Origin of the sequence: Terasakiella sediminum, assembly GCF_033100395.1 — a bacterium.
Lineage (GTDB): Bacteria > Pseudomonadota > Alphaproteobacteria > Rhodospirillales > Terasakiellaceae > Terasakiella.
Genome location: NZ_JAWLVJ010000006.1, coordinates 100,929 through 125,891, shown reverse-complemented (window position 1 = coordinate 125,891; position 24,963 = coordinate 100,929). Strand labels below are relative to the sequence as shown.

The following is a 24,963-nucleotide window of genomic DNA, read 5'->3' as shown; positions in this document are numbered from 1 at the left end:
CTATTGTCCACCGTGATGGCTTGATGTATGTTGCGGCCACTTTCTACAGACATTATTGGTGGCCCATGACCGATCGCATTCTTATTATCGACTTCGGATCTCAGGTAACTCAACTGATCGCACGACGTGTTCGTGAAAGCGGTGTTTATTCTGAAATTCACCCCTTCAATCTGGTAACGGACGAACTGCTGGATGAATATGCCCCCAAAGGCATTATCCTGTCCGGTGGCCCGGCTTCCGTAACCTGGGAAGAATCACCACGTGCACCGAAAAAAGTATTTGAGATGGGCATTCCGGTTCTGGGCATCTGCTATGGTCAGCAAACCATGATGCAACAGCTGGGTGGCCTGGTTGAAACATCTGATCACCACGAATTCGGCCGTGCCTTTGTCGATGTAAATGAAGAATGCGCCATCTTTAAAGGCGTCTGGGAAAAGGGTGCCAAAGAACAAGTCTGGATGAGCCACGGTGACCGCGTTTCCGAACTGGCCCCGGGCTTCAAGGTTGTTGCCACATCCGAAGGCGCGCCTTACGCTGCCGTCGCCAACGAAGAAAAGCAATTCTACGCCGTGCAGTTCCACCCCGAAGTGGTCCACACACCGCACGGTGCACAATTGATTGAAAACTTCACCCATGCGGTCTGCGGCTGTTCTGGTGACTGGACCATGGCGGCCTTTAAAGAACAAGCGATTGCCGCCATTCGCAAACAAGTTGGCGACAAGAAAGTCATCTGCGGTCTTTCCGGCGGTGTGGACAGCTCGGTTGTTGCCGTCCTGCTGCACGAAGCCATTGGGGATCAGCTGACATGTGTATTCGTTGACACCGGCTTCATGCGTATGGGCGAAGCGGAAGAGGTTGTGACCCTGTTCCGTGACCACTACAACATCAAACTCATCCACAATGACGCATCAGACCTGTTCTTTGATGCATTGGGTGATGAATATGACCCAGAGAAAAAACGCAAAACCATCGGTGGCCTGTTCATCGATGTGTTTGAGAAAGAAGCCAAAGATGCAGGTGGCGCTGACTTCCTTGCACAAGGAACGCTTTATCCGGATGTAATTGAATCCGTATCCTTCGTTGGTGGCCCATCTGTCACCATCAAATCTCACCATAACGTAGGTGGCCTGCCGGAACGTATGGATATGGAACTGGTTGAACCGCTTCGTGAACTGTTTAAAGACGAAGTGCGTGAACTGGGTAAAGAACTCGGCCTGCCCGAAAAATTCGTCGGCCGTCACCCCTTCCCCGGCCCAGGTCTCGCCATCCGCATCCCGGGTCAGCCCCTGTCGCGTGAACTCTGTGATATCCTCAGAAAAGCGGATGCCATCTATCTGGAAGAAATCCGCAACGCTGGCCTTTATGATGCCATCTGGCAGGCCTTCGCGGTTCTGCTCCCGGTGCGTACCGTCGGCGTGATGGGCGATGCCCGCACCTATGATTTCGTTTGTGCGCTTCGCGCTGTGACATCCACAGACGGCATGACAGCTGACTACTACCACTTCGACCACGAATTCCTCGCCCGCGTCTCCAACCGCATCATCAACGAAGTCCGCGGCATCAACCGCGTCGTTTATGACTGCACAAGCAAGCCTCCTGGGACGATTGAGTGGGAATAAAAGAATGCAAAAGGGGTTGGCTTCGGTCAGCCCTTTTTTGTCTTCCCTCTCAAATGAAATGAATGACCACGATGACCAAACCAATATTTTTCCTAATCTTTATCCTAAGCTGGTTTCTTGTAATCTCTCCCGCCTATGCGGAAACGAATACCAGTACTGTCAACGTACAGGAAAAACTGATTTCTCTTTATCTATCCGAAATTCAAAGCGAGAGTGGACAACATGGCGGGCAGTGTAAAAGCTACCTTCAATTAAAACTCGCCCATGTCGCCCGAAAAGCAGGGATCAAAGCAAGCGACGGGAAGGCGATTTACATGCCCCGGAATGACACCTCTATCGGACGCAACACCTATCAATGGTCTGGCCTTGGAAACTCTTTTCAACAAATCGACCAAGTGGTCATGGCAAATTTCAAAGAAGCTACTCTTTATAAAAAAGCACTTTCTGACATGTTGCAGCAAATTAAAGCGGGCGATTTCCTGCAATTTGTCTGGTGCCCCAGTCGATCAATCTGCAAAAAGGGCAGAGAGACTTTACACACAATTGTCTTTAACAAAGATTTCAGTGATCCGTTAAACTGGTCAGATTCAAATGGCATAGGAAAAGAGAAAGTGCATTCTGGGACCCTATACCCCTACACCAAAAGAAAAGCAGAAAAAACAGTATCCAGTTTAATTAATGCTCTGTCCAAACAAGGGTGCAAAAATTGTGGTGCAACCCTTTATCGTCTAAGACATGACGTGAAGAATTAACCTTCCTTACGACTTCTGGTCTGACTCATCTGATCTCAGCACATCATCCACAGAACTCTGCCATTGGCTGGAATATCTGAACGCGCGTTTGCGCAGGGCTTCGATTTCGGCCTTGGTATTTGATTTATCGACCAGCACGATATCACCGGAATAGATTTGCGGAACCTCTCCACGACGCCCCGTCTGGTCCAGGTAAATCGCTTCGGCCATGGCGACGCCGTTGTCGTCGTTCATGCGCATGACGGTGAAGTCCAACTCGCCTACGCTCAGGGCTTCCAGCTCATCGCCGCCGCCGCCCCAGCCGTTGACGGAGATTTTATCCAGCATATTCATCTCCTTGGCCGCATCAATTACCCCAAGGGCGATGTCGGTTGAACAGGCGTAGATGAACTTGGGCATCTTGTTACGTTTGATCAGATGAAGCGCTGCTTTGCGGGAACGTTCCCGGTCAAAATCCAGATAATAAGAAGCCGTCACTTTTGATCCGTGCATCGCATCTACCCGGTTCATGAAGGTATCCCCACGTGCCGCACTCACCAGACCGCGCGAGCCGTAAAACAGAGCGTAGTCTGTTCCTTTGCCAAACGTCTTCATGAATTTTTCGGCCAGCATCTCGCTACCAACCGCATGGTCAAATCCAACATAGAGAAACGGCTGATCCTGCCATTTTTTGATGGGACGGGTTGAATTCTGAATAATAACTTTCGGGCGCCCCTGTTTAACCAGTTTCTGAATGGTATTTTCGTGACGCAGAGCATCCAGCGTAAAAATCAAATAATCCGGATCTTCTTTCAACGCCTCTGCAATCATTTTTTCCTGCAGGCGAATTTCGCGCGCAGGTTTGGTGAAATAAGGATAGATCACATAAGGCGTTTTCTGCTCCCGAAGGCGTGCTTCAAAGGAAGATACACTTCTGCGCCAATAATCACTGGCCTGAATCCCGGGGTAAACAACCGCGATTTTAACGGGTTTTGTAATCACACCCCCTGTGACATCTGCCATGGCGCGCACACGCTCAGAAAAGCTCTGGGAAATTTCGCGCTGCGCAGGCGCGTTATCGAGAAATTCGCTATAAGACCAGTAATTCGACAGATCAGTTTCCGCCACCGATGTCTGTGCCCATAAAAGCAAGGCCGCTAAAAAACAGGCAACCCTATTCGCGTACAACATGTAATTCCTCTATCCTCATATTCAAATCCCGAGCGGGGCATCCATCTTTCAGGAGTCATATAGACTGTACCTACATAAAAATAAAACCAAAAGATGTTTTTGTTGTTTTTATTTAATCCATAAAATGCTTAAAACATGTTATAAACGATATCTCTTTACAAAGAGATAATACTCAATTCAGAATTCAATAGTTTCTTGGGTGTGAATAGCACAAGTTAAAGACCATTGCAGTGACTTTTGGATTGACCTTCCCTTTCCCAATCGGAAATAAAATTATTTATACATTCAGATAAAAGGCTTGGGCATATTCTGGAATTAAATTAAAACTATCTTCAATTAAACGTCGATAGGAGGGTGATACATGGCAGACGATCATAATTTGCTTTTAGCTGTTGTCCTCCTGATGGGCGCGGCAGTCATTGCTGTCCCCCTCTTCAAGCGACTGGGCCTTGGCACCGTTTTAGGGTATCTGGCCGCTGGCGCTGTTGTCGGGCCTTGGGGGTTTGGCATTGCGACCGAGGTTGAAGCCCTGCGTCATTTCAGCGAATTCGGCGTTGTTTTCCTGCTGTTTATCATCGGACTGGAACTGCAGCCACGTAAACTCTGGGACATGCGCAGCAATGTGTTTGGTCTTGGCAGCCTGCAAATTCTGGTCACCGCCGCCCTTGTCGGCGCACTTAGTTACTGGCGCGGACAACCGTTCGAGGCCGCCATCCTGCTGGGGGCCGGGATTGCGCTGTCTTCCACAGCCATTGTCCTGCAAATCCTCAGTGAAAAGGGGGAACTGCAAACCCATGCAGGACGCGGTGTCTTTTCCATCCTGTTGATGCAGGATATTGCCGTGGTTCCTTTATTGGCGGCTGTCCCGCTACTGTCAGAAAGCAGTGACGTTGCAACCCCGCATGCCGTTTGGGCAACGCTTTCCATCATCGGGATTGTGCTTGGCACCAAATATATCATCATTCCTGTCATCGGTTTTGTGGCAAGTACGCGCAACCAGGATATCTTTGGCGCAGCGGCCGTCCTTGCGGTTTTGACCGCTGCGCTGATTATGGAATTCAATCACCTATCCATGGCACTGGGCGCGTTTCTGGTGGGGCTGACTCTTTCAGATTCCGAATACCGCCATCAGATTGAAGCGGACGTGCGGCCTTTTAAAGGATACTTGCTCGGACTGTTTTTCATGTCCATCGGCATGACACTGGATTTCGCCATCCTGATGAAAGACTTTGGGCAGATCGTCGGCAACCTTGTCTTGCTGTTTCTGTTAAAAGGGATCGTGCTTTTCGTCCTCGCGCTCATCTGGCGCTATAATACGCGGGATTCTTTGCGCATTTCTTTCCTGCTCTCACAATGCGGGGAATTTGGGTTCGTACTATTTGGCGTCATGCTGGTCAGTGGTCTGATTGATCAGGAAACTTTCCAGGGATTGCTGGTCTTTGTGGCCCTGACCATGGTGATTGCACCTTTTTGGGAAAAACTTGGCAATGTCATCATCAAACGCGTGCCTGCCGAGGAAACCTATACCGATCTGGGACTGGATGAAGACAACCACGAAAAGCCAAAGGCCCTGATCGCAGGGTTCGGGCGGTTTGGTCAATCCATCGCCCATATGATGCAGGAAATGGATATCCCCTATGTGGCCGTGGAATTTGCCCCCAAGGTGGTATCACAGGCCCGTGCCAATGGATATCACGTGGTCTATGGTGATGTGACGCGCCCGGACTTTCTGCAATCGCTTGGGGTTGATTGTGACACGGTGGTGGTGATCAGTCTGGGCGATACCAAACAGGCCAAAAAGATCGTTGAAATCCTCCACGCCAGCCACCCCGGGATTGATATCCTGTCACGTGCCCATAATCTGAGTGCGCGCGAAGAACTGCTGGCGATGGATGTGACCGAAGCCGTGCCGGAAACACTGGAAGCCAGCCTGCGCCTAGGCGAAGTGGCCCTTTGGCGTGTGGGGGCGGACTTTGACAAGATCGCAGGCGTGATCCGCCGTGCGCGTCAGGATGGCTATGCGGTCATTCGCCAGGAAACCTTCCGCGCTGACACACCAGAACAGCAGAAAGGTTAAAGGCAACGCATGGGAAACCGTCTTCTCATCATCATCCTTCTCATCGGGACATTTGCCGTCAGCGGCACATGGACACTGGTGCTGAATTTGGCGGATGACATGCTGGAAGAACAGGCCCGGTCAGAAAGTCTGGCTTGGGCACAATTTGTACGCCGGGACTTGCGTGATCTCGACCACATCCTGCGCGGTGCCCCGCCCACCATCACCGATATCCAGACCCTGAGCACGGCGAAAAATGTCGGCAATGTCATCTGGTTTAAAATCTACGATCATGACCGCACGGTGGTCTGGGCAAAAGACTTTATGGAAATCGGTGATGAAAACACCGCGCCCTACTTCATCAATATAGTCAGTAAAGGCACAGAACACGTTGAACTGGATCGACCACAGGACGAAGATACCGTCATCGCTCACGCGTTCCTTCCGATTATGGACGATGACAAGTTTCTTGGGGCCATCGAAGTCTCCCTCGACCTGACCCATATCGCAAAGAACAGCCAGAAACTCGCTTTTAATATCTCGTCTGGTCTTGCCATTTTATTTGTTCTGCTGCTGATCATCACTGCCTATTTTGCCCGCCGTGAGATCAAGCGTGAACGATCCCTGAAAGAAGACGCCCAACAGGCCGCACGCGCGCGTAATGACTTTATCGCCATGGTCAGCCATGAACTGCGCACACCGCTAAACGGCGTTCTGGGGGCCCTGGGCCTGATGCGTGAAACACGTAATCAAAGGGAAATTCAAAATCTCAGCACAACGGCCATTCATTCCACCGAACATTTACTTGAAATCATTAATGAGATCATCGATTTCACCCAAGTGTCCGCCCACCGCGCTAAGATTGAGCCGAGTCCGGTCAACCCGCATGAACTGGCCCGCGAGATTGAAACCATCTTTAAAATCGATGCACAGGAAAAAGGCTTAAAGCTGATTCTGGAAAACAAGCTTCCAACAGAGGCCATGGGCGAAACTGACCTGAAACGCCTGCGTCAAATCCTGTTTAATCTGGTCAGCAATGCGATCAAGTTTACCGAACAAGGTAAGGTGGTCATCACCTTTGACATTGATGAAAAAGTCAAACGCACGCTTTGCTGTCAGGTGTCAGATACAGGTATTGGCCTGTCCCCCAAAGACCAGCAGGAAATTTTCACCAAATTCCATCAGGTGGACAACAGCTTGTCGCGCAAACAGGGCGGTATTGGTTTGGGGCTTAGCATCTGTCGGGAACTTGCCCAATTGATGGGCGGTAGCCTGAATTTAACCAGTAAATTAAATCAGGGCAGTCACTTTAGCCTGCGCCTTCCCTTTGAAAAGGTTTCTGTTCCTTACACAGAAAAAGACATGGCAGATGACACAACCGAGAACCTGTCACTCAACCTGCTACTGGTAGAAGACAATGCGGTAAACCAGAAGGTTCTAAAGACCATTCTTGAAAAACCCGGCCATCAAGTCACATTGGCCGAAAATGGGCGAGAAGCAGTTGAAATGGCTGCGGACCAAACGTTTGATCTGATTTTAATGGATATCCAGATGCCGCTGATGAATGGGGAAGAAGCCACAAAGGAAATCCGCACCAAAGAAGGCCCTAATCAGCACACGCCCATCATCGCCCTAAGTGCCAATATTCTGGCAAATCAAAAAGAAGCCTACTTTGAAGCAGGTATGAATGATTGTCTGGCAAAACCGATTAAACCGCTTGAACTGCGCCAAGCGGTTGTCGATCTCTACCAGAAACATTCAAGTCAGGATTAGAGCGCGACGCGCTCTAGTGCAATACAGCCGTTGTTGGTCGTTCTGTAGTTTGCAGAACTTCAACAGCGCGCGTGATACGACGCCACAGGATTTCGCCTTCCTGATTGCCAAGACGCTGGAATTCATCCCCACGAATGGCGGCATAAAGGGCTGCTTCTTCACCAAATTTTTCAATAACCTGGTTGGCAGTTTTATAGATATCGTTCTCGTTCTTCATCGGCTTCGCTTCGACCTCATAATATTCCCGATGCTTACAGCGAGCTTGTCTTCCACCACAACGACTTCCCCATCGGCGATTTTCTGATCCGAGGAAAACACATCGATAGGATCACCCACGCCACGGTCCAGTTCCACAACCGCACCACGACCGAGTTTCAAAATCTGGCTCATGGGCATGATTGACATACCCAAAACAGCACGAACGTTGACTTCAACGTCATAGACGGCTTCGACATCGTCACCAAGCCCCAGCGCATCGCCCAGTGTTGGGCCGCCAGCAGCTGGTGCAGGTTCTGCTTCAATATCCGATAACGCAGCCTGCTGTCTTTCATCCAGCTCGATACTGTCGTCTTCGGCCAGGGCAGCCCCCCAATCGATGTCCATATCGTCGTCTTCTTCGTCCGCCATAAGCGCCTCTTAACTCTTACGATTCAAGGATCGGATTATGAGACTCATAAATCCGATACTGCCTATTTAAAGCCCAAAAGGTTAACAAATGGTCTAACCTTTAGCCTTGCCGTTATATTTTTTAGAAATTTCGTACAGTTTATCACAATTATCGCGAATATTCACCAACAGCGGCGCGGCCTCTTCATTAAAGCCATCAATATGTGTCAATAGCGCAAGGTCCCCCATGGCATGGCTGTGACGCACGATGGACTTTAGATGCCCATCAAAATTATGCGAGGGGTTCTTGTAGGTATCATGGGTATCACGCAAATTGGTCATAAAGATCGACAACAAGGTTTTGACGAATTTATCAGCGCCCTTGATACGTTGTTCCAGCGTTTCCGGCGAAACCACAATCAAGGATGAATCGGTCAAAGCAATGGCAGAAGCCAGACGTTCCCGCCCGGCCAGAACAGCAATTTCTCCAAAGATTTCACCGGGGTTCAGCGTCGTAATTTCGACTTCGCTGCCTTCAATCTTTTTATAAATCCCAACTTCGCCCATTTCCACGATATAGGCATAGTCACCCGCTTCGCCTTCGTTGAAAATGCGCCGCCCTTTAGCAACGCGGCGACGTTCATAGGATCCATCTGTTTTATTATCTGCCATTGTTCATTCCCCTCACAAACATTCAGCAAAACGGACCGCCTCACCCAGCGGGTCGCCCAGCAGTTGATCTTCATGCATAACCACATTGCCACGAATGATCGTGGTTTTGGGCCAGCCCTGTACTTTCATACCATCATACGGTGTCCATCCGCAACGCGACGCGATCCATTGATCGTGAATGGTGCGTTTTTCTTTCATGTCCACAATGGTGAAATCCGCATCATAGCCTTTGGCAATGCGGCCCTTGTTCGCCACGTTATAAATCCGGCATGGCCCCGCACTGGTCAGATCGACAAATCTTTCCAGTGTCAGTTTCCCGTTATTCACATGGTTCAGCATGATCGGAACCAATGTCTGAACGCCTGTCATACCCGACGGGCTGTTGGGATAGGCCGCTTCTTTTTCTTCCAGGGTGTGGGGTGCATGGTCTGAGCCGATACAATCAACCACCCCCTGATTGATCGCTTCCCACAAGGCATCGACATGACGCTGAGACCGGATCGGCGGGTTCATCTGCGCACGCGTGCCAATACGTTCATAAGCTTCGTCATTCAGGGTCAAGTGCTGCGGTGTACATTCCACCGTGGCGAAACTTTTATGCTGGGCCAGCAGGTCCATTTCTTCGGCTGTGGTCACATGCAATACATGCACCCGGCGTTTCACTGCCTTTGCCAATTTCAACAGGCGGGTTGTGGCACGAAGGGCTGTTTCTTCATCACGCCAGACGCTGTGCATTTTGACAGGCGCACCTTCTTTCACCAATTCAAAGCGTTCTTCCAGTCGATCTTCATCTTCACAATGAACCGCCACACGCCGATTACCAGAAGCCAGCACAGAGGCCAGCGTCGTATCATCACGCACCAGCAGGCTGCCTGTTGAGCTACCCATGAAGATTTTAACGCCGCTTACACCCTGTTCACGTTCCAGCGTTGGCAGGTTTTCAACATTTTCTGCCGCTGCCCCGATAAAGAAAGCAATATCTGTCCAGACCCGGTTTTTCGCCCGGCGGCATTTATCGGCGATATCTTTATTGGTGATGGTGGTTGGTTTGGTGTTTGGCATTTCAAAAACCGCCGTCACCCCACCCAGTGCCGCACCCGCCGTACCAGTCATCAAATCTTCTTTATGTTCCAGCCCCGGTTCACGAAAATGAACCTGGCTGTCAATCACACCGGGCAGCACATGCAGCCCTGTGACATCCATCACCTGTTCTGATTTTGAAGGGTCAAGATCGCCAATTTCCTCAATTTTCCCATCCAAAATAGCAATATCAGTTTTAACAATCCCCGCGAGCGTAGCACATGTGCCACCTTTCAGGATCATATCATACATAAAGAATTTCCTTATTTTTGTGCGAGGGCCTCAAACACATCACCATCGCATTTCAGCTGGAGAATATGGCGTTGATGCCATAGGGCGTAAAACAGCAAGGTCCAAGCCGCAAAACCTTCTTCCTTGCCTTCGGTGGTAAACAGGCGAATAACCGCATTGCGATCACAAATCTCTTCAACAGCAGGCTGATAAGCCACTAGTGGCCCCAATTTGGCGCCGTGGCTGGCAATCCAATGGCCCACAGGCACAGTAAAGCCTCGTTTTTTAGAAAAAGGCTTGGCTTCGGGCAGGCGTCTGCTCAGCCAGTCGCGCAACAAGGATTTCCCCAACTTGTTACTAATCTTCAGATTATCCGGCAGATAAAAAGTCGCGTCAGCCACAACCGGGTCAAGAAACGGCGTGCGCCCTTCCACCCCGTTTGCCATCAAACAGCGATCCAGCTTGATCAGCAAATCGTGCGGCAGCCAGTCGATACAATCAATGGCTTGCGCGCGTTGCAGGCGGGTCCAGTTAAACTGTTTGGCAAAGTTTTCTGCATTTTCGATGCCCTTGTGCCAGCCTTTGCACATATTGTCCTTAAAGACCCCGAGGCCATCAAACGTGCCTGTGCCCCGCATCGGTTTGCGAAGCGGCCAAGGGCGGCAATAGGCACGGTATCGACCATACCCCCCCAGCAGTTCATCTGCGCCTTCCCCACTAAGCACCACTTTCACATCCTTGCGCGCTTCACGCGCCAGTTTAAAGGTCGGCAGCACGGCATAATCAGCCACCGGATCATCGATGGCTTCTGCAATCTTGGGCAAAAGCGTCAGGAAATCATTTTCATCAAATTCAACCTCGGTATGATCCGCGCCGACCTTTTGGGCCAGCATGCGCGCATGTTCACGCTCATCCTGTACGTCGGTTCCGCTAAAGCCGGCGGTGTAGGCCTTGATCGGATTGTCATTCAGTTCCGCCATCAAAGATAAAAGCGCAGACGAATCAATCCCACCGGACAGGAACAAGCCATATGGCACATCGGCACGCTGGTGAACCTTGACACTGTCGATCAGTGCCTCTTCCATGGCCTTCATCGCATCCATGCTGCGCATCGGTTTGGTCTGCTTGTCCTTAAGCGCATATTTCATATGGTGTTCAACCACCAGACCGCGTTCCACAATCAGGGTTTCGCCCGGCAGCACCCGCTTGATCCCTTTAAAGATCGTGTTGCGCCCGGTGGAAAATTGCAGCTGTAAAAAGGCATCGCGTGCCGTATCGCGCACCTGCGGCTTGACCAGCCCGGCCCCGATCAGGGCTTGGGGTTCTGATGCAAAGGCAAAGCCGCGTTGAGTTTCTGCATAATAAAGCGGTTTAATCCCGAAAGGGTCACGGCTCAGGATCAAGCGACCACGATCGGCATCATAAATGGAAATGGCAAACATACCGCGCAGATCATCCACAAAAGCAAGGCCTTTGCGTGCATAGAGATGCAGCGGAGGTTCACAATCCGATGCCGTTTTCATCGGCACATCGGGTAAGGCGGCGCGCAGTTCAACGAAGTTGTAAACCTCGCCATTGGCGCTGATCACATTGCCGTCGGGGCCATGGATGGGCTGATCGCCTGTTTCCAGGTCAATGATGGCCAGGCGGGTCTGAACGAGGGCAACGTTCTTTTCGCGAAAACGTCCATGACCGTCTGGACCACGGTGGGCCAGACAATTGGCAAACGCATCCAGCACTTCATCACTGGGTGAAGTTCCATCAATCGTCATTAATCCTGCAATACCGCACATCGCACACGCCCTCAGCTTAGTCGATCCGCCTCATTATCCAGCGGACATTCTTTATTTGTTATCTTTGGTCACTTTGTCAAAGAAGTCGAGATACTTTTGCACAACAACTGCTTCGGTAAAGTCCCGCTGGTAAGTTTCCCAACCAGCCTTTGCCAAATTATGGGCGAATTCCTGATCGCTGAAAACCCATTTAATCGCATCCCCCATGGCACGGTCATCATCAACGGGACAGAGTACACCATTATCGCCATGATTGATCAGAGTCCCGGGGCCAAGGCTGTCAGCCGCAATAACGGGGCGCCCCTGTGCCCAGCCTTCCAGTACAACATTACCCAGTGGTTCATGACGAGAAGGACAAATATAGACATCGCAAGCTGCCAGCAATGCTGCCGTATCTTCGCGCCAGCCGAGGAAACGCACGCGCGGGCGAATACCCAGCTCTTCAGCCAGACTTTCAAGTGCACGACGTTCCGGGCCTTCACCTGCCAGCCACAGATAGACACCGGGTACACGCGCCAACGCGCGCAGCAAGGTATCAAAGGCCTTATTTTCATGCAAACGCCCCATAGACAGCAGCAAAGGAGCATCTTCCGGTGTGGACAGATCCATACGTGATACCGGATCGGCACGTTCAGAATTCACAAAATTCGGCAGATAATGGGCGCGTTCTGCAGGCCAGCCTTCTTTGATGAGATAATCAACGATATCCTGCGTATTGCCCACCAGATGGTCGCAGTCCTGATAATATTTCAGATCGTAATAACCGCCCAGACGCGCGACTTTAACAAATTTGCCTTTACCCGCCGGGGTCTGTTTTGTTGCCCGGTTCATCCAGGTCAGCACCACATCAGGCTTGAACTTTTTGATCTCCCGCTTGATGGACATGCCTGTTCTGAAATCCAGCGCCCCACCGAACGAAAGTTGCAATGGCTCCACCCCGCCTTCACGCAACATACGTGCGCGCATACGGTTTTCACGGATGATCACCTGCTGTTCAACAGAGGTTTTCTGTAATGCAACGGCCAGACGGGTAAAAAACGCTTCCGCCCCGCCGAATTCAGCGCCAGCCATGGTTTGGAGTACACGCATCAGATCAATTCCTCAAACGCTTCACAGGCCTGTTCCCAGCCCCAGTTTCGTTGTGTTGCAAGGCAGTTTTCATGCTGTTCAAACCAGTGGGGTCCATCTGTCAACAGTTTGACCACACCTGCTGAAAAGCTTGGATCATCCTTGGCAACCACACCTGTCTTGCCATCCACAACCCGTTCCGCCATGGACCCGAAGTCCTGCACGACCGTTGGCGTCCCCAAAGCTTGGGCTTCGGCTACTGCCAAACAGTAAGTTTCGTTAATATCACCGCGATAACACATCAGACGGGCTTTTTGCAGCTCGTCAATCAGCTCAGTTTTAGTCGCAGGACCACGAAGCACGATACCTTGATCCGCCATACTTTCCGCCCGGTTGAAAATTTCTTCCATCAGGGCAGCTTTCTCAGCACCCACAGAACCATAAACACTTGGACCGCCAAAGACATGCAGTTCGGCATCAGGGGCTTTGGGGTGGATATCGCGTTCCCACAAATCCAGCAACCAGTCCAGCCCGCGCAATGGGTTAGATGTAAAGATTGCACGTGGTGCCGGAAGTTCAGTGCGTTTTTCAGCGTGGCGAAACATGTCGGGGATACCATAAGGGATCACCGTGCGCCCGCCGTCCGGTACCCAGCCCGGCAATGTGTCAGCATGGTACGTCCCGATGAAGACGATGGTCGGGCGTACCTTCCAGAATTTCTTGATATAGCGCCACTTCACCATGAAGCGACAAGGATTGTGGGTCCAGAAAACCGTCTTCTTGGCTTTCGGCATCAAATCAATCAGCTTATCACCCCGGTTGGCGATATAAAGGTCGGCTTCTTCCGGCATACCCTGATCAATGGGTGCCCAGTCCACACCTTTGTAAACCATCGGCGCTTTACATTTGTTGCGCACCAGCACTTCATGGCCGCGCTTGGCAAATTCTTCCATCATCAGGATCACGGAAGATTCCACACCGCCAAGGGCACGTTCTTCCAGTGTTTTTCCGTCAAATTCAATACCGTCATCGGCAAATACAATGCGCGCCATGGGATCAGTCTTTCTCTAGGGTCGCTTTGAGGTAGGAGAGTAAGGGATAAAGGCCTGCAAACAAGGCGATCAAAAAGCCATATCCGCCTTCTTTATAACCTTTGCGTGACACATAGCACTTGAAGAAGCGCGAGAAAAGCCTTCTTAGATTATTTATGAAACTTCCTGCCTGGCCACTTTCACGCAGGTCTTTGGCACGCGCAGTGGAATAGCTGTCCAGACGGCGGATCATGTCAGAAATATTGCGATCCACATAATGTTTGATGCGCCCTTTTAACATGTGGCCTTTCTTGCCCGACCACTTAAGGGAAGGATGCAGCCGTTCCGGCCCCCATTCCTTCACACCCTTTTTAAACAGGCCCGGATAAGCTGCCTTGCCGAAGGATGCCCCCCAGCCATGGCGTACCAGACGATCACCCACATAATTATCCACCAGCACCTCATGCCAGTCATATGTTGTGGTTTCAATCACCTGTCGGATTTCAGCGGCCAGTTCCGGCGTCATATGTTCATCAGCGTCAATTTCAAACACCCAGTCACCTGTGCAGTATGAAATGGCCGTATTACGCCGTTCGCCTTCCAGCTTCCACGCCCCGACAAACACCTTGTCCGTAAACTTCCGGGCGATCTCTTCCGTACCATCTGTACATTTGTCACAAACGACCACGATTTCATCAGCGAAATCCAATGTTTCCAGACAGGAAGCCAGACGGTCTTCTTCGTTATGGGCAGTGATGAGGGCGCTGAGCTTCATTAGAGCAAGGCCTCAAACTCAGCAGCCGCCATATCCCAAGTTTGTGTCCGCTGCATCATGCGGCAATCGCGGCTCATATTCTCGCGTGAGGCTGACTTGGTCAGCAGATGCACAGTGACATTGGCCATACTGTCCAGATCAGGCACCAGAAACCCTGTCTGTCCGTTCTTCACACGTTCAGAACATGCGCCAACAGGTCGGGCCACACAAGGCAGGCCAATAGCTTGTGTCTCTGCCAGTGTGGAACAATACATTTCCGTTTCCACACCGGGATAGAGGTGACAGGCGGCATGACGGTACGCCATTGCCATTTCAAGATCAGATCCCGGTTTGTGAACAACGATATTATGGCTATTCAGCGTCTGCACCTTATCGAAAATCGGTTGCAGTTTTTCCGGCACCGGGGCACCGCTTTGACCGCGATAAAGACCCGCGGAATAAATATGCAAACTGGCTTTCCAATCGACCTGCGGCAGGATTTTATCAACCCAAAGATCAAGCACGCCGTCCAGCCCATGCAAGGGGTTGGTCGTCACAATCACGCGCGGTGGATCTTCCGGGGTATATTCTGCTTCGGTCAGATACTCCTTGCGCACACCGGGGGTTACAATCCCTTTGCGGAAATATTTCCAAGGTTCCCACGTACGAAAATGCGTATCGCCCATAAAGACCACGATGGGGTTGTGTTTTTCCATCAAAGCCTGGTTCTTCGGCTTGTTCAAAAGCTTTGCAGGTGTTGCAAGCCACAGAAGTTTCTTTTCCACATCGGGGAATTCATCCAGCAGAGCAGGCTTTTTAACACAGATCACCACATCAGTTTCCGGCGGGCGGGGCCCATCAAACGGAACCCAGGACACCCCATCAATCATCGCGCCTTGTTCAATACGGTTAACCACACAGACGTCATGACCACGTTTTGCCAAAGCTGGTGCCAGACTGGCCACTGCTTTTTCTGTGCCGCCCATAGGCTGAACCATCGGGCTGTTGCCGTCATATGCAATGGAATCGTCGATGATGGTGATATGCATGGAAGTCCCCGTTCAGAAATCTGTTTGATGACTGTTATAAGGTGATTTTTTGCATCTGCAAAGACAAGAGCCTTGCGAAAATGATCAAAATGACCCACTTTCTTAAAAAACACCCCCACTCCAATAAAAACAGGCCTTTGAACATGTCTTTATCCACCACTGTTTTACCCAATCGCGGCGTCCTTCTGATCGAAGGGGATGACCGTCTTGAATTCCTCCAAGGTCTGATTTCAAACGACATCAATAAGGTGAGCGACAAAAACGCTATTTATTCCGCCTTTCTGACGCCACAAGGTAAATTCATCTGTGATTTCTTTGTGATTGGGTCCGGCGACGGCTTGCTGATTGACTTACAAGATGACGCCCTGCCCGCTTTCAAGAAAAAACTGACCATGTTCAAACTGCGCGCCAATGTCACCATCAAAGACGTCAGTGACGACTATGATGTAGTGGCTGTCTTTGGTGAGGGCAGCGTGGATCAAGACGGTGTCTTTGCAGACCCTCGCTTGAAAAGCGCAGGCTATCGCGGGATCATCGCCAAAGGAACAGCTGTCGAAGGGGCAAGCGAGGCTTCTTTTGAAGACTACGACCTGCACCGCATCAAGCTGGGCCTGCCAGATGGCAACCGCGACATGACGCCGGAAAAATCCATCCTGCTGGAAAACGGCTTTGACGAGCTAAACGGTGTGGATTGGGACAAAGGCTGTTACATGGGACAGGAACTGACCGCACGCACCAAATACCGCGCGCTGATCAAAAAACGTCTCTTCCCCGTGAAGCTATCCGGCGATGCCCCTCAAGCCGGGACCGATATTATCAGTGGTGAAAAGAATGTGGGGGAACTTCATTCTTCCCAGGGTGATTATGCGCTTGCAACTATCAAGCTGGATGCTGTGGAAACGGAACTTTCAGCCAACGGTGTGGCGCTAGAAGTGATCAAACCAGACTGGATGGTTATTCCAGAACCTAAATAACCCCCTTCTCTTCGTCATCCCCGCGAAAGCGGGGACCTAGTTCTACAGGAAACCGATGATTGTCTGGGTTCCCGCTTTCGCGGGAATGACAATTAAATAGATAAAAAAAAGCCCGCTGAACACATGCTCAGCGGGCCTTTTTCTTGGACGTATTTATAACTTACAGACCGCTAATCAAAATCCAGCCGATGGCAACCGGGGCCACAAAGCGGCAGATGAACAGCCACACACCCATGAATGGGAACGTTTTTTCACCTTCGTTTGTGACTTCATCCTGCATTTTTCCAGCCACAGACCAGCCAACAAAAACAGAGATCAGGATACCACCCACAGGCAACATGATGTTTGCTGTGATGTAATCCATAAATGTCAGGAAGTCTTTGCCGAAGATGTGGAAATCAGACCAGATGCCTTGCGCCAGTGACGATGGTACGCCCAGAGCAAAGATAATCAGGCCGAAAACAACAGCCGTAGCTTTAAAGTTCCAGCCTTTTTCATCCACAAAATAAGCAACGATGGGCTGTAATAGAGATACGGCAGAAGTCAAAGCCGCCACACTCAGCAACAGGAAGAACAGGATGCCAAAAAATTCACCACCCGGCATCTGTGCAAAAACAGCAGGCAGCGTAATGAAGGTCAGGGCTGGTCCCGCAGCCGGATCAAAGCCAAAGGCAAAAACAGCAGGCAGGATCAACAGACCCGCCAGCACAGCAACAGAACTATCCAGCGTACTGACCCACAGGGCCGATTTTGCGATATTTTCTTTTTTGCTGAGGTAGGATCCATAGGTAATCATCGCGCCCATCCCGATAGACAGAGAGAAAAACGCCTGAGACAAAGCCCCGTTAAAGGTATCGGCTGTGACTTTTGAAAAATCAGGCGACAAGAAAAATTCCAGACCTTTTTCTGCACCCGGCAACGTCACTGCACGACCAATGAGCACAATCAAAAGAACAAACAGCATGGGCATCAGGATTTTACAAGCCCGTTCAATCCCGCCGGATACACCGCCCAGAACAACGGCAACAGTCAGGATCATGAACAAGGCATGATAGAGAATTGGATCAACCGGATCAGAAATGAAGGCTCCGAACGTTTTACCCAATTCAGCCGCATCACCCGCAAGATTACCCTGTGCCATTTCACCGATATAAGCCAGTGTCCAGCCAGCAACAACACTGTAGAAAGACAGGATGATAAAACCTGCCAACACGCCCATGGCGCCAACCAGTGGCCACATTTTGCCTTTCAGAATGGCAAAAGCGCCAACCGGGTTACGCTGTGCCGCGCGACCAATGGCAAATTCGGCCAGCATAACACTGATCCCGATGGTGAAGACCAACACCAGATAGATGATCAAAAAGGCACCGCCGCCATTTTGACCCGTCATATATGGAAACTTCCAGATATTTCCAAGCCCCACAGCAGAACCAGCCGCTGCCAGTACGAAACCGAGGCGTGAACCCCATTGCTCTCGTGATTGCATTTTTATATTCCCTAACTAAATTTTGCGGGAAAAGTACAAAAAAATGCGAGAAATAGGCTTGCGAAGATTCACGCTTATTCAAAATATAAAGCTGACCAAACGGTCCACTTTGTAACTTTATTTCAAGAACATAAAAAACGGCTTCCCCTTTACGAGAAAACCGCTTTTCATCTCTCTCAAGCAGATTTAATTAAAAGGCCAAGGCCTCTTGTGCTTCAGCTGCTTCTTCTGGTGTCCATTGGCGCACAGGTGTCGGTGCAGCAATGCGGGTTAGTGGCAGGAAAGTGCCTTCGCCCGGCTCATCCAAGACAACGGACCCACCAACAGCCTGAACTTCAATGGCCCCTTCGTAAATCTGAAAACCATAATGCGGACGCCCCGCAGGCATGCCGACGGTCAATTCCCCGCCCAGAAATTCTGTGCCACGAATACCAATAGTCGCAACCGGGGTGCGGAACGTCAAATTATCATAATTTGCTTTCGCGATAGAGCCAGAGACAAAACTGAAAACACCGCGCACCACATCAATGGTTTGGGATTGCTTTTCTTCTTCCGGCTGATAAAGCAAATCGTCCACAATGATCAAGGCATTCTCACCCAAGGTCAGACGCGAACCATCTTTAAACTTAATCAACAAACGGGCCTTACTTTCGGTCTTAAGGGAATCATCCACATAGATGGTGCTGCCCAGGGCCAGTTCGCTAACGCCTGTCTCATTCGTGGCCGTCGCAATACCGCGGATTTTTTCTACCATGCCGGCAACTTCCTTTGCACTTAAAGGGCTTGTAAAAAGGAAAGTCACCAAAGCAATGGCGAAGATTTTCAGATTTAACATTCTTTTCTAAACTCAAATGATATCAATAGATTTAGCCCTTCTACGTAAGACGTGACAGATTAGATCACAAGGGGCAACGGCTTTTTATTTTTCAGGGTTTAACCCATCGCCGTAAACCGTTATCAATCTATCGGCTGATCAACCTGTTTGCCCTTTATCGCGAACGCGTGCGCGAAGCTGTACCGGAAGAAGGCATCGTCAGCCATATGAAGGCCCAATACCACACCCGTGACACTGGATATGGACCAAAGGCTAGAAATGAAAAAAGACTAGCTTTTATAAAGCATCTGAAACTCTTCAGAAATCGCGAACAACCGCTCAAAGGGGGAAGCTGTTGGGCTGATATCCAGGTGATCCATCACCCGTTGCATACCGACACGACCGAATTTTTCACGCACAGCCTCTTCCAGCCATTGCTTGGCCTGGGTATGACGTGCGGGGTTCAGGAAACTGTTGTCTTTTAAAAAGGCGACATGGGTGTCAAACGTCTCAACCAGCTCATCAATGCCTTGTTTATGCATGGATGACAGCAGCAAAACCGGAATATCCCATGGGTCTGCGCCCATACGCCCGGCCAGGTTCAGCGCGCCCTTCATATCAGACATGGCCCTGCGTGCAGGTGCCCCCATATCGGCTTTGGTCACCGCCACGATATGCGGAATTTCGACAATGCCTGCCTTGATGAACTGCAGACTGTCGCCTGATCCAGGCTGGACGCAGAAAAGGACACTGTCTGCCACACCGACGATATCGGTTTCAGACTGGCCTACGCCCACAGTTTCGATCAATACAATGTCATAGACAGCGCGCATCAAGACCATGCCCGATACGGTCAGGCCCGCAAGCCCACCCAGACGATCGCGTGCTGCCATGGATCGCACATAAATGCCCTGATCTTCCGGGTCGGTGGTAAAGCGCGTACGATCCCCCAGCAAAGCCCCGCCTGTGCGGCGCGAACTTGGGTCAACAGCAATGACCCCCACCGTGCGCCCCAAGGAGCGCCAGTGGGAAATCAAAGCGTTTGTAAGGGTAGATTTGCCCACGCCGGGGGGACCTGTGATCCCGATGACGTGGGCTTTTGGTTCCTGATAAGCACGATTGAGAAGGTCCAGCGTTTCACGTGCATCCGGGGCACGTTCAACTTGCGCGAGGGCACGGGCCATCGCTGCTTTCTTTCCCGATCTTAGCTCATCAAAATTAATCATTCAGGGCTGCCTGCGCTGCGGCCAGTCGTGCAATCGGCACACGGAAAGGCGAACATGAAACATAAGACAGACCGATTTTCTGACAGAAATGAATAGAGGCCGGATCGCCACCATGTTCCCCACAGATACCAAGCTTGATATCCGGGCGGGTCTCACGGCCACGTTCAGCACCGAACTTCACCAGCTCACCCACACCGTCCTGATCAATGGACACAAACGGATCAACATCAATCACGCCGCGTTCCTGATAGACACGCAGGAACTTACCCGCATCATCGCGCGACAAACCATATGTTGTCTGGGTCAGATCGTTGGTCCCAAAGCTGAAAAATTCAGCTGCTTCAGCAATATCACCTGCACGAAGCGCTGCACGCGGCAGCTCAATCATGGTGCCGACCATATAGTCGATTTCCACACCTGCTTCGGCGCAGACTTCTTTGGCAACCGCATCCACAACCGTTTTCATACGATCCAGTTCCACTTTCATGGACACAAGAGGGATCATGATCTCCGGCACAACAGGCTTGCCACCTGCTTTGGTCACGTTACAGGCAGCTTCAAAAATTGCGCGCGCCTGCATCTCATAAATTTCGGGGTACGTGATACCCAGACGGCAACCGCGATGGCCCAGCATAGGGTTTTGTTCGGCCAGTTCTTCAGCACGTTCTTTCACATGTTTGACTGACATGTTCGCAAGTTTGGCAACTTCTTCCATATCATGTTCAGTGTGCGGCAGGAATTCGTGCAAAGGAGGATCCAGCAGACGGATCGTGACTGGAAGACCTTCCATGATCTTGAACAAATCTTCGAAGTCCTGACGCTGGAACGGCTGAATATGGCCCAAAGCTTCACGACGCTTGGCTTCATCATCGGCTAGGATCATCTCACGCACATAGTTAATGCGGGTGTGATCAAAGAACATATGTTCCGTGCGACACAGACCGATACCTTCAGCACCGAACTTGCGTGCCATTTCGGCATCATGCGGAGTTTCTGCATTGGTGCGTACACCCATGGTGCGCACTTCATCAACCCAGCTCATGAGTTTCGCGAAATCACCGGACAGTTCAGGCTGAATGGTCGGAACCGTGCCTGCCATGACTTCACCACTGGACCCATCAAGGGTAATCACGTCCCCTTCGGCAAAGACACGGTTGTCCATAGTAATCACAGTACGCGCCTGATAATCCACCTTCATGTCCCCAGCACCGGACACACAAGGGGTGCCCATACCACGTGCCACCACAGCCGCGTGTGACGTCATGCCGCCACGTGTAGTCAGGATGCCTTCAGCCACATGCATACCGCCGATATCTTCCGGGCTGGTTTCCGTGCGCACAAGGATAACTTCTTCCTTACGCTTCACCCAGTTTTCCGCATCTTCTGCAGAAAAGACAATCCGGCCCGTTGCTGCACCTGGTGAGGCAGGCAGAGCTTGGGAAATCACATCGCGTGGTGCGTTCGGGTCCAGGGTCGGGTGCAGCAGTTGATCAAGCGAATGGGGTTCCAGTCGCATGATGGCTTCTTCTTTGCTGATCAACCCTTCTTCACACATATCAACAGCCATTTTCAAAGCGGCTTTGACCGTGCGTTTACCGACACGGGTCTGCAGCATCCAGAGCTTATCTTTCTGGATGGTGAACTCCATGTCCTGCATGTCTTTATAGTGACCTTCCAGCTTATGACGGATGTCATCCAGTTCCTTGAAGGTCGCTGGCATGACTTCTTCCATAGACGGCAGATCAGAAGACGATTCTTCTTTTTCAAAGATAGTCAAAGGCTGCGGCGTGCGAATGCCCGCGACCACATCTTCGCCCTGCGCATTGATCAGATATTCCCCATAGAAATGGTTGTCGCCTGTGGAAGGGTTGCGGGAAAAACAAACGCCTGTTGCGCAATCTTCACCCATGTTGCCAAAGACCATGGCCTGAATGTTAACGGCTGTGCCCCATTCCGCCGGGATATTGTGAAGGGCACGATATGTGTTGGCACGTGCATTCATCCAGGATTTAAAGACGGCACCGATGGCGCCCCAAAGCTGGGCTTTTGGGTCTTGTGGGAAATCTTCGTCCAGTTCTTCTTTGACCTTGGCTTTAAACTGTTCACACAGTTCCTGCCAGTCTTCGCCCGTCAGGTCGGTATCAAGGACATAGTCTTTTTCGTCCTTCAAATATTCCAGCAGTTCTTCAAAGATGTAGTGATCTACACCCAGAACCACGTCGGAATACATCTGGATAAAACGACGATAGCTGTCATAGGCAAAACGCGCATCACCGGATGCTTCAGCCAAACCTGCAACGGTAATATCGTTCAGACCAAGGTTCAGAACCGTATCCATCATGCCGGGCATGGACGCCCGCGCACCAGATCGTACGGACACCAGCAACGGCGAAGCCGGATTACCGAAACCTGCATCCATGATGCCCTCGATTTCAGCCATCGCAGCATTAACCTGATCATCCAGATCACCCGGATAATTGCGGTCATTGTCGTAAAAATGGGTGCAGACCTCGGTCGTGATCGTAAAGCCTGCGGGAACAGGCAGTCCGAGATTGCTCATTTCAGCCAGGTTGGCCCCTTTGCCACCCAGCAGTTCCTTCATGTCGGCACGCCCCTCAGCTGTACCGTTGCCGAAGGTGTAAACCCATTTGGTCATGTTACTTTCCTTTTTTCGCCACCTTCACCAACGGGGGCAAAGGTGGCAAGACTATGCCAAACGGTCTTTATCCCTCCAACTTGGAGAAATCTGCAAGGCCATCCAACGCACGCCCGATCTGCGACAGTAGACGCAGACGGTTGGCACGCACATTGGCGTCATCACAGTTGACCGTTACCTTATCGAAGAATGCATCAACCGGTCCCCGCAAGGAAGCGAGTGCCGCCATTGCCTCGGTGAATTTTTCTTCTTTAAGAGCAGCATCCAGAGTCCCCATGACTGGTTCTAGCTTCTCAAACAATTGCTTTTCCTCACTTTGTTCCAGAAGTGAGGCTTCAACAGCGTCATTATATTTAACGTCATCTTTCTTTTCTTCAATGCGCACGATGTTGGTAGCACGACGGTACGCCGCTACCAAGTTCGCGCCGTCATCGCTGTCCAAAAATGCTTTCAACGCATCCACACGCGCCATCAAACGCACCAGATCATCTTCATCCCCTTTGGCGAAGATGGCCGTGATCAGGTCATGCGCCACGCCCTTGTCTTTCAGATAGACCTTCAGACGATCGGCAAAGAAATGCAGCAACTGCGCTTCATTTTCTGATGTGTTGGCGGGTACGGAATTCAAACCATTGACGGTCGAAAAGGCCGTATGCGCTTGTGAAAAGACTTCCAGAAGGTTCAGACGCAGTTTGTTTTCCAAGACAAGACGGATCACCCCCAAGGCAGCACGACGCAATGCAAATGGATCCTTCGAACCCGTCGGCTTTTCATCAATGGACCAGAAACCAACCAGCGTATCGATTTTATCAGCCAGTGATACAGCAACCGAGTTTGGCGCAGACGGACAATCATCACCCGGGCCTTGTGGCGCGTAATGGTCCGCAATAGCTTTGGCCACCGCATCATTTTCGCCTTTATTCTTGGCATAATATTCCCCCATGATGCCTTGCAGCTCTGGGAATTCATAAACCATTTCTGAAACCAGATCGGCCTTTGCCAGATGGGCTGCACGGCACGCCGTACCCAGATCAGCACCTTCGATCATGCCGGACAGTTCACCCGCCAGCTTTTCCATCCGCTGAACTTTCTGGCCCATGGAGCCAAGCTTCGCGTGGAACAGCATGTCATCCAATTGTGGCAGCAGGTCTTCAAGATTTTTCTTGAGATCTTGATCCCAGAAGAATTTCGCGTCCGACAGACGCGCACGCAGCACACGCTCGTTCCCCGCAACAATGGCTTTGCCACCATCAGGGGCTGTCTTGTTGGCCACCACGATAAAGCGCGGCGCCAGGCTGCCGTCTGCATTCAGGCAGGAGAAATATTTCTGATGTGAACGCATGGATGTGATCAGACATTCCTGCGGCACCGCCATAAATTCATCATCAATCTGACCCGCATGAACCACAGGCCATTCAACCAGACCCGTGACTTCATTCAGCAGGCCTTCATCCGCCTTCAGATAATAACCTTCATCCTTGGCAACTTGTTCTGCAGCTTCACGGATCGCGTCTTTACGTTCTTCCTGATCCAGAATGACCTTATGTTCGCGCAGAAGGTTCTCGTAAGACGCAAAATCATCAACGCTGAAATCTTTTGGCGCAAGGAAACGATGACCACGGGTATAGCCGCAGGACGTAATTGGACCGAAGTCAAACGGCACAACCGCGCCGTCCATGATGCAGAGGATATTCTGCAGCGGACGCACCCATTTAAGGGAATTCGCACCCCACTTCATGGATTTCGGCCAAGGCAATGCATTCAGCGCTGTTGTGAGAATTTCCGGCAGAACCGCAATGGTATCCTGACCCTGTTTCTCAATCACAGCCACATAGAAGCTGCCTTTTTTACCTTCCTGAATTTCGCATTGTTCCAGCGTCAGGCCAGTAGACCCCAAAAAGCCCTGAATGGCTTTGTCCGGTGCCCCCACTTTTGGGCCTTTGCGTTCTTCACGAACATCAGGCTGCTTTTCCGGCAGACCATCAATGACCAGCGCCAGACGACGTGGTGTTACGTAAGAACGGACAATGGAAAAACCAAGGCCAGCTTTTTTCAGGCCATCTGTGACCAGACGTTTCAAATCGTCAGCGGCGCGCACCTGCATACGGGCCGGGATTTCTTCACTTAAAATCTCTAACAGTAACTCAGCCATG

At 50.9% G+C, this 24,963-nt stretch carries 20 protein-coding genes; 5 read left to right on the top strand and 15 right to left on the bottom strand.

Going from position 1 to position 24,963, the window contains the following annotated elements; translation table 11 throughout:
• The first annotated feature begins 65 nt into the window (after positions 1–65).
• Positions 66–1,619 carry a glutamine-hydrolyzing GMP synthase gene (guaA, locus tag RYZ26_RS06395; RefSeq protein WP_317682339.1) on the top strand — a complete coding sequence of 518 codons (1,554 nt, stop codon included), beginning with the start codon at positions 66–68 and terminating at the stop codon, positions 1,617–1,619.
• A 62-nt stretch (positions 1,620–1,681) separates the two neighbouring features.
• Positions 1,682–2,371, top strand: a complete 690-nt coding sequence (locus tag RYZ26_RS06390; RefSeq protein ID WP_317682338.1) for a hypothetical protein — start codon at positions 1,682–1,684, stop codon at positions 2,369–2,371.
• Positions 2,372–2,377: 6 nt separating this feature from the next.
• Here RYZ26_RS06390 and RYZ26_RS06385 read toward each other — a convergent pair whose 3' ends face one another.
• Positions 2,378–3,541 (bottom strand): substrate-binding domain-containing protein, encoded by a 1,164-nt coding sequence (locus RYZ26_RS06385; protein WP_317682337.1) that lies wholly within the window; start codon positions 3,539–3,541, stop codon positions 2,378–2,380.
• Positions 3,542–3,902: 361 nt separating this feature from the next.
• Between RYZ26_RS06385 and RYZ26_RS06380 the strand changes: the two genes are divergently transcribed.
• Complete coding sequence (locus RYZ26_RS06380) at positions 3,903–5,618, top strand: monovalent cation:proton antiporter-2 (CPA2) family protein (protein WP_317682335.1); 1,716 nt, start codon at positions 3,903–3,905, stop codon at positions 5,616–5,618.
• Between the two features lie 9 nt (positions 5,619–5,627).
• Positions 5,628–7,370 (top strand): ATP-binding protein, encoded by a 1,743-nt coding sequence (locus tag RYZ26_RS06375; RefSeq protein ID WP_317682334.1) that lies wholly within the window; start codon positions 5,628–5,630, stop codon positions 7,368–7,370.
• A gap of 13 nt (positions 7,371–7,383) precedes the next feature.
• Here the strand turns inward: RYZ26_RS06375 and RYZ26_RS06370 are convergent, their stop codons facing one another.
• The 9 genes from RYZ26_RS06370 to RYZ26_RS06330 all read right to left on the bottom strand — a co-directional run bounded on the left by RYZ26_RS06370 (position 7,384) and on the right by RYZ26_RS06330 (position 15,654).
• A complete protein-coding gene (locus RYZ26_RS06370; protein ID WP_317682333.1) occupies positions 7,384–7,587 on the bottom strand; it encodes a hypothetical protein in 204 nt (67 codons plus the stop codon).
• Positions 7,584–7,997 carry a FliM/FliN family flagellar motor switch protein gene (locus RYZ26_RS06365; protein ID WP_317682332.1) on the bottom strand — a complete coding sequence of 138 codons (414 nt, stop codon included), beginning with the start codon at positions 7,995–7,997 and terminating at the stop codon, positions 7,584–7,586. Before RYZ26_RS06365 ends, RYZ26_RS06370 begins: the two co-directional genes overlap by 4 nt.
• 93 nt (positions 7,998–8,090) lie before the next feature.
• Positions 8,091–8,648 (bottom strand): cyclic nucleotide-binding domain-containing protein, encoded by a 558-nt coding sequence (locus RYZ26_RS06360; protein WP_317682331.1) that lies wholly within the window; start codon positions 8,646–8,648, stop codon positions 8,091–8,093.
• A gap of 12 nt (positions 8,649–8,660) precedes the next feature.
• Positions 8,661–9,980 carry a dihydroorotase gene (locus RYZ26_RS06355; RefSeq protein WP_317682330.1) on the bottom strand — a complete coding sequence of 440 codons (1,320 nt, stop codon included), beginning with the start codon at positions 9,978–9,980 and terminating at the stop codon, positions 8,661–8,663.
• Between the two features lie 11 nt (positions 9,981–9,991).
• Positions 9,992–11,752, bottom strand: coding sequence for an asparagine synthase (glutamine-hydrolyzing) (gene asnB / locus RYZ26_RS06350; protein ID WP_317682329.1), 1,761 nt, complete (start codon positions 11,750–11,752; stop codon positions 9,992–9,994).
• A 51-nt stretch (positions 11,753–11,803) separates the two neighbouring features.
• Positions 11,804–12,841 (bottom strand): glycosyltransferase, encoded by a 1,038-nt coding sequence (locus RYZ26_RS06345; RefSeq protein WP_317682328.1) that lies wholly within the window; start codon positions 12,839–12,841, stop codon positions 11,804–11,806.
• Entirely contained in the window at positions 12,841–13,872 is a 1,032-nt protein-coding gene (locus tag RYZ26_RS06340; RefSeq protein ID WP_317682327.1) for a glycosyltransferase family 4 protein, read from the bottom strand. The genes RYZ26_RS06345 and RYZ26_RS06340 overlap by 1 nt, the downstream gene beginning before the upstream one ends.
• Before the next feature lie 4 nt (positions 13,873–13,876).
• Positions 13,877–14,626 (bottom strand): glycosyltransferase family 2 protein, encoded by a 750-nt coding sequence (locus RYZ26_RS06335; protein WP_317682326.1) that lies wholly within the window; start codon positions 14,624–14,626, stop codon positions 13,877–13,879.
• Complete coding sequence (locus RYZ26_RS06330; protein WP_317682325.1) at positions 14,626–15,654, bottom strand: glycosyltransferase; 1,029 nt, start codon at positions 15,652–15,654, stop codon at positions 14,626–14,628. Before RYZ26_RS06330 ends, RYZ26_RS06335 begins: the two co-directional genes overlap by 1 nt.
• A gap of 143 nt (positions 15,655–15,797) precedes the next feature.
• Here RYZ26_RS06330 and ygfZ point away from each other — a divergent pair, with 143 nt between their 5' ends.
• Positions 15,798–16,628, top strand: a complete 831-nt coding sequence (ygfZ, locus tag RYZ26_RS06325) for a CAF17-like 4Fe-4S cluster assembly/insertion protein YgfZ (RefSeq protein ID WP_317682323.1) — start codon at positions 15,798–15,800, stop codon at positions 16,626–16,628.
• A 160-nt stretch (positions 16,629–16,788) separates the two neighbouring features.
• On the opposite strand, the gene RYZ26_RS06320 is transcribed toward ygfZ, so the two are convergent.
• The 5 genes from RYZ26_RS06320 to glyS all read right to left on the bottom strand — a co-directional run bounded on the left by RYZ26_RS06320 (position 16,789) and on the right by glyS (position 24,962).
• Entirely contained in the window at positions 16,789–18,114 is a 1,326-nt protein-coding gene (locus RYZ26_RS06320) for a sodium-dependent transporter (RefSeq protein ID WP_317682322.1), read from the bottom strand.
• Between the two features lie 190 nt (positions 18,115–18,304).
• Positions 18,305–18,868 (bottom strand): FecR family protein, encoded by a 564-nt coding sequence (locus RYZ26_RS06315; protein WP_317682321.1) that lies wholly within the window; start codon positions 18,866–18,868, stop codon positions 18,305–18,307.
• A 350-nt stretch (positions 18,869–19,218) separates the two neighbouring features.
• Complete coding sequence (locus RYZ26_RS06310; RefSeq protein WP_317682415.1) at positions 19,219–20,151, bottom strand: ArgK/MeaB family GTPase; 933 nt, start codon at positions 20,149–20,151, stop codon at positions 19,219–19,221.
• Complete coding sequence (gene ppdK / locus RYZ26_RS06305) at positions 20,147–22,810, bottom strand: pyruvate, phosphate dikinase (RefSeq protein WP_317682320.1); 2,664 nt, start codon at positions 22,808–22,810, stop codon at positions 20,147–20,149. The genes RYZ26_RS06310 and ppdK overlap by 5 nt, the downstream gene beginning before the upstream one ends.
• 67 nt (positions 22,811–22,877) lie before the next feature.
• A complete protein-coding gene (gene glyS / locus RYZ26_RS06300) occupies positions 22,878–24,962 on the bottom strand; it encodes a glycine--tRNA ligase subunit beta (RefSeq protein WP_317682319.1) in 2,085 nt (694 codons plus the stop codon).
• Between the last annotated feature and the right edge of the window lies 1 nt (position 24,963).

Coding starts and splice junctions, on each gene's coding strand:
- RYZ26_RS06385 (WP_317682337.1), bottom strand. CDS start 3,541: ATGTTGTACGCGAATAGGGTTGCCTGTTTTTTAGCGGCCTTGCTTTTA.
- RYZ26_RS06320 (WP_317682322.1), bottom strand. CDS start 18,114: ATGCAATCACGAGAGCAATGGGGTTCACGCCTCGGTTTCGTACTGGCA.
- RYZ26_RS06365 (WP_317682332.1), bottom strand. CDS start 7,997: ATGGCGGACGAAGAAGACGACGATATGGACATCGATTGGGGGGCTGCC.
- RYZ26_RS06375 (WP_317682334.1), top strand. CDS start 5,628: ATGGGAAACCGTCTTCTCATCATCATCCTTCTCATCGGGACATTTGCC.
- asnB (WP_317682329.1), bottom strand. CDS start 11,752: ATGTGCGGTATTGCAGGATTAATGACGATTGATGGAACTTCACCCAGT.
- ppdK (WP_317682320.1), bottom strand. CDS start 22,810: ATGACCAAATGGGTTTACACCTTCGGCAACGGTACAGCTGAGGGGCGT.
- glyS (WP_317682319.1), bottom strand. CDS start 24,962: ATGGCTGAGTTACTGTTAGAGATTTTAAGTGAAGAAATCCCGGCCCGT.
- RYZ26_RS06380 (WP_317682335.1), top strand. CDS start 3,903: ATGGCAGACGATCATAATTTGCTTTTAGCTGTTGTCCTCCTGATGGGC.
- RYZ26_RS06340 (WP_317682327.1), bottom strand. CDS start 13,872: ATGGCGCGCATTGTATTTGCCGATGACGGTATTGAATTTGACGGAAAA.
- RYZ26_RS06390 (WP_317682338.1), top strand. CDS start 1,682: ATGACCACGATGACCAAACCAATATTTTTCCTAATCTTTATCCTAAGC.
- RYZ26_RS06315 (WP_317682321.1), bottom strand. CDS start 18,868: ATGGTAGAAAAAATCCGCGGTATTGCGACGGCCACGAATGAGACAGGC.
- RYZ26_RS06345 (WP_317682328.1), bottom strand. CDS start 12,841: ATGCGTGTACTCCAAACCATGGCTGGCGCTGAATTCGGCGGGGCGGAA.
- RYZ26_RS06370 (WP_317682333.1), bottom strand. CDS start 7,587: ATGAAGAACGAGAACGATATCTATAAAACTGCCAACCAGGTTATTGAA.
- RYZ26_RS06355 (WP_317682330.1), bottom strand. CDS start 9,980: ATGTATGATATGATCCTGAAAGGTGGCACATGTGCTACGCTCGCGGGG.
- guaA (WP_317682339.1), top strand. CDS start 66: ATGACCGATCGCATTCTTATTATCGACTTCGGATCTCAGGTAACTCAA.
- RYZ26_RS06330 (WP_317682325.1), bottom strand. CDS start 15,654: ATGCATATCACCATCATCGACGATTCCATTGCATATGACGGCAACAGC.
- RYZ26_RS06335 (WP_317682326.1), bottom strand. CDS start 14,626: ATGAAGCTCAGCGCCCTCATCACTGCCCATAACGAAGAAGACCGTCTG.
- RYZ26_RS06360 (WP_317682331.1), bottom strand. CDS start 8,648: ATGGCAGATAATAAAACAGATGGATCCTATGAACGTCGCCGCGTTGCT.
- ygfZ (WP_317682323.1), top strand. CDS start 15,798: ATGTCTTTATCCACCACTGTTTTACCCAATCGCGGCGTCCTTCTGATC.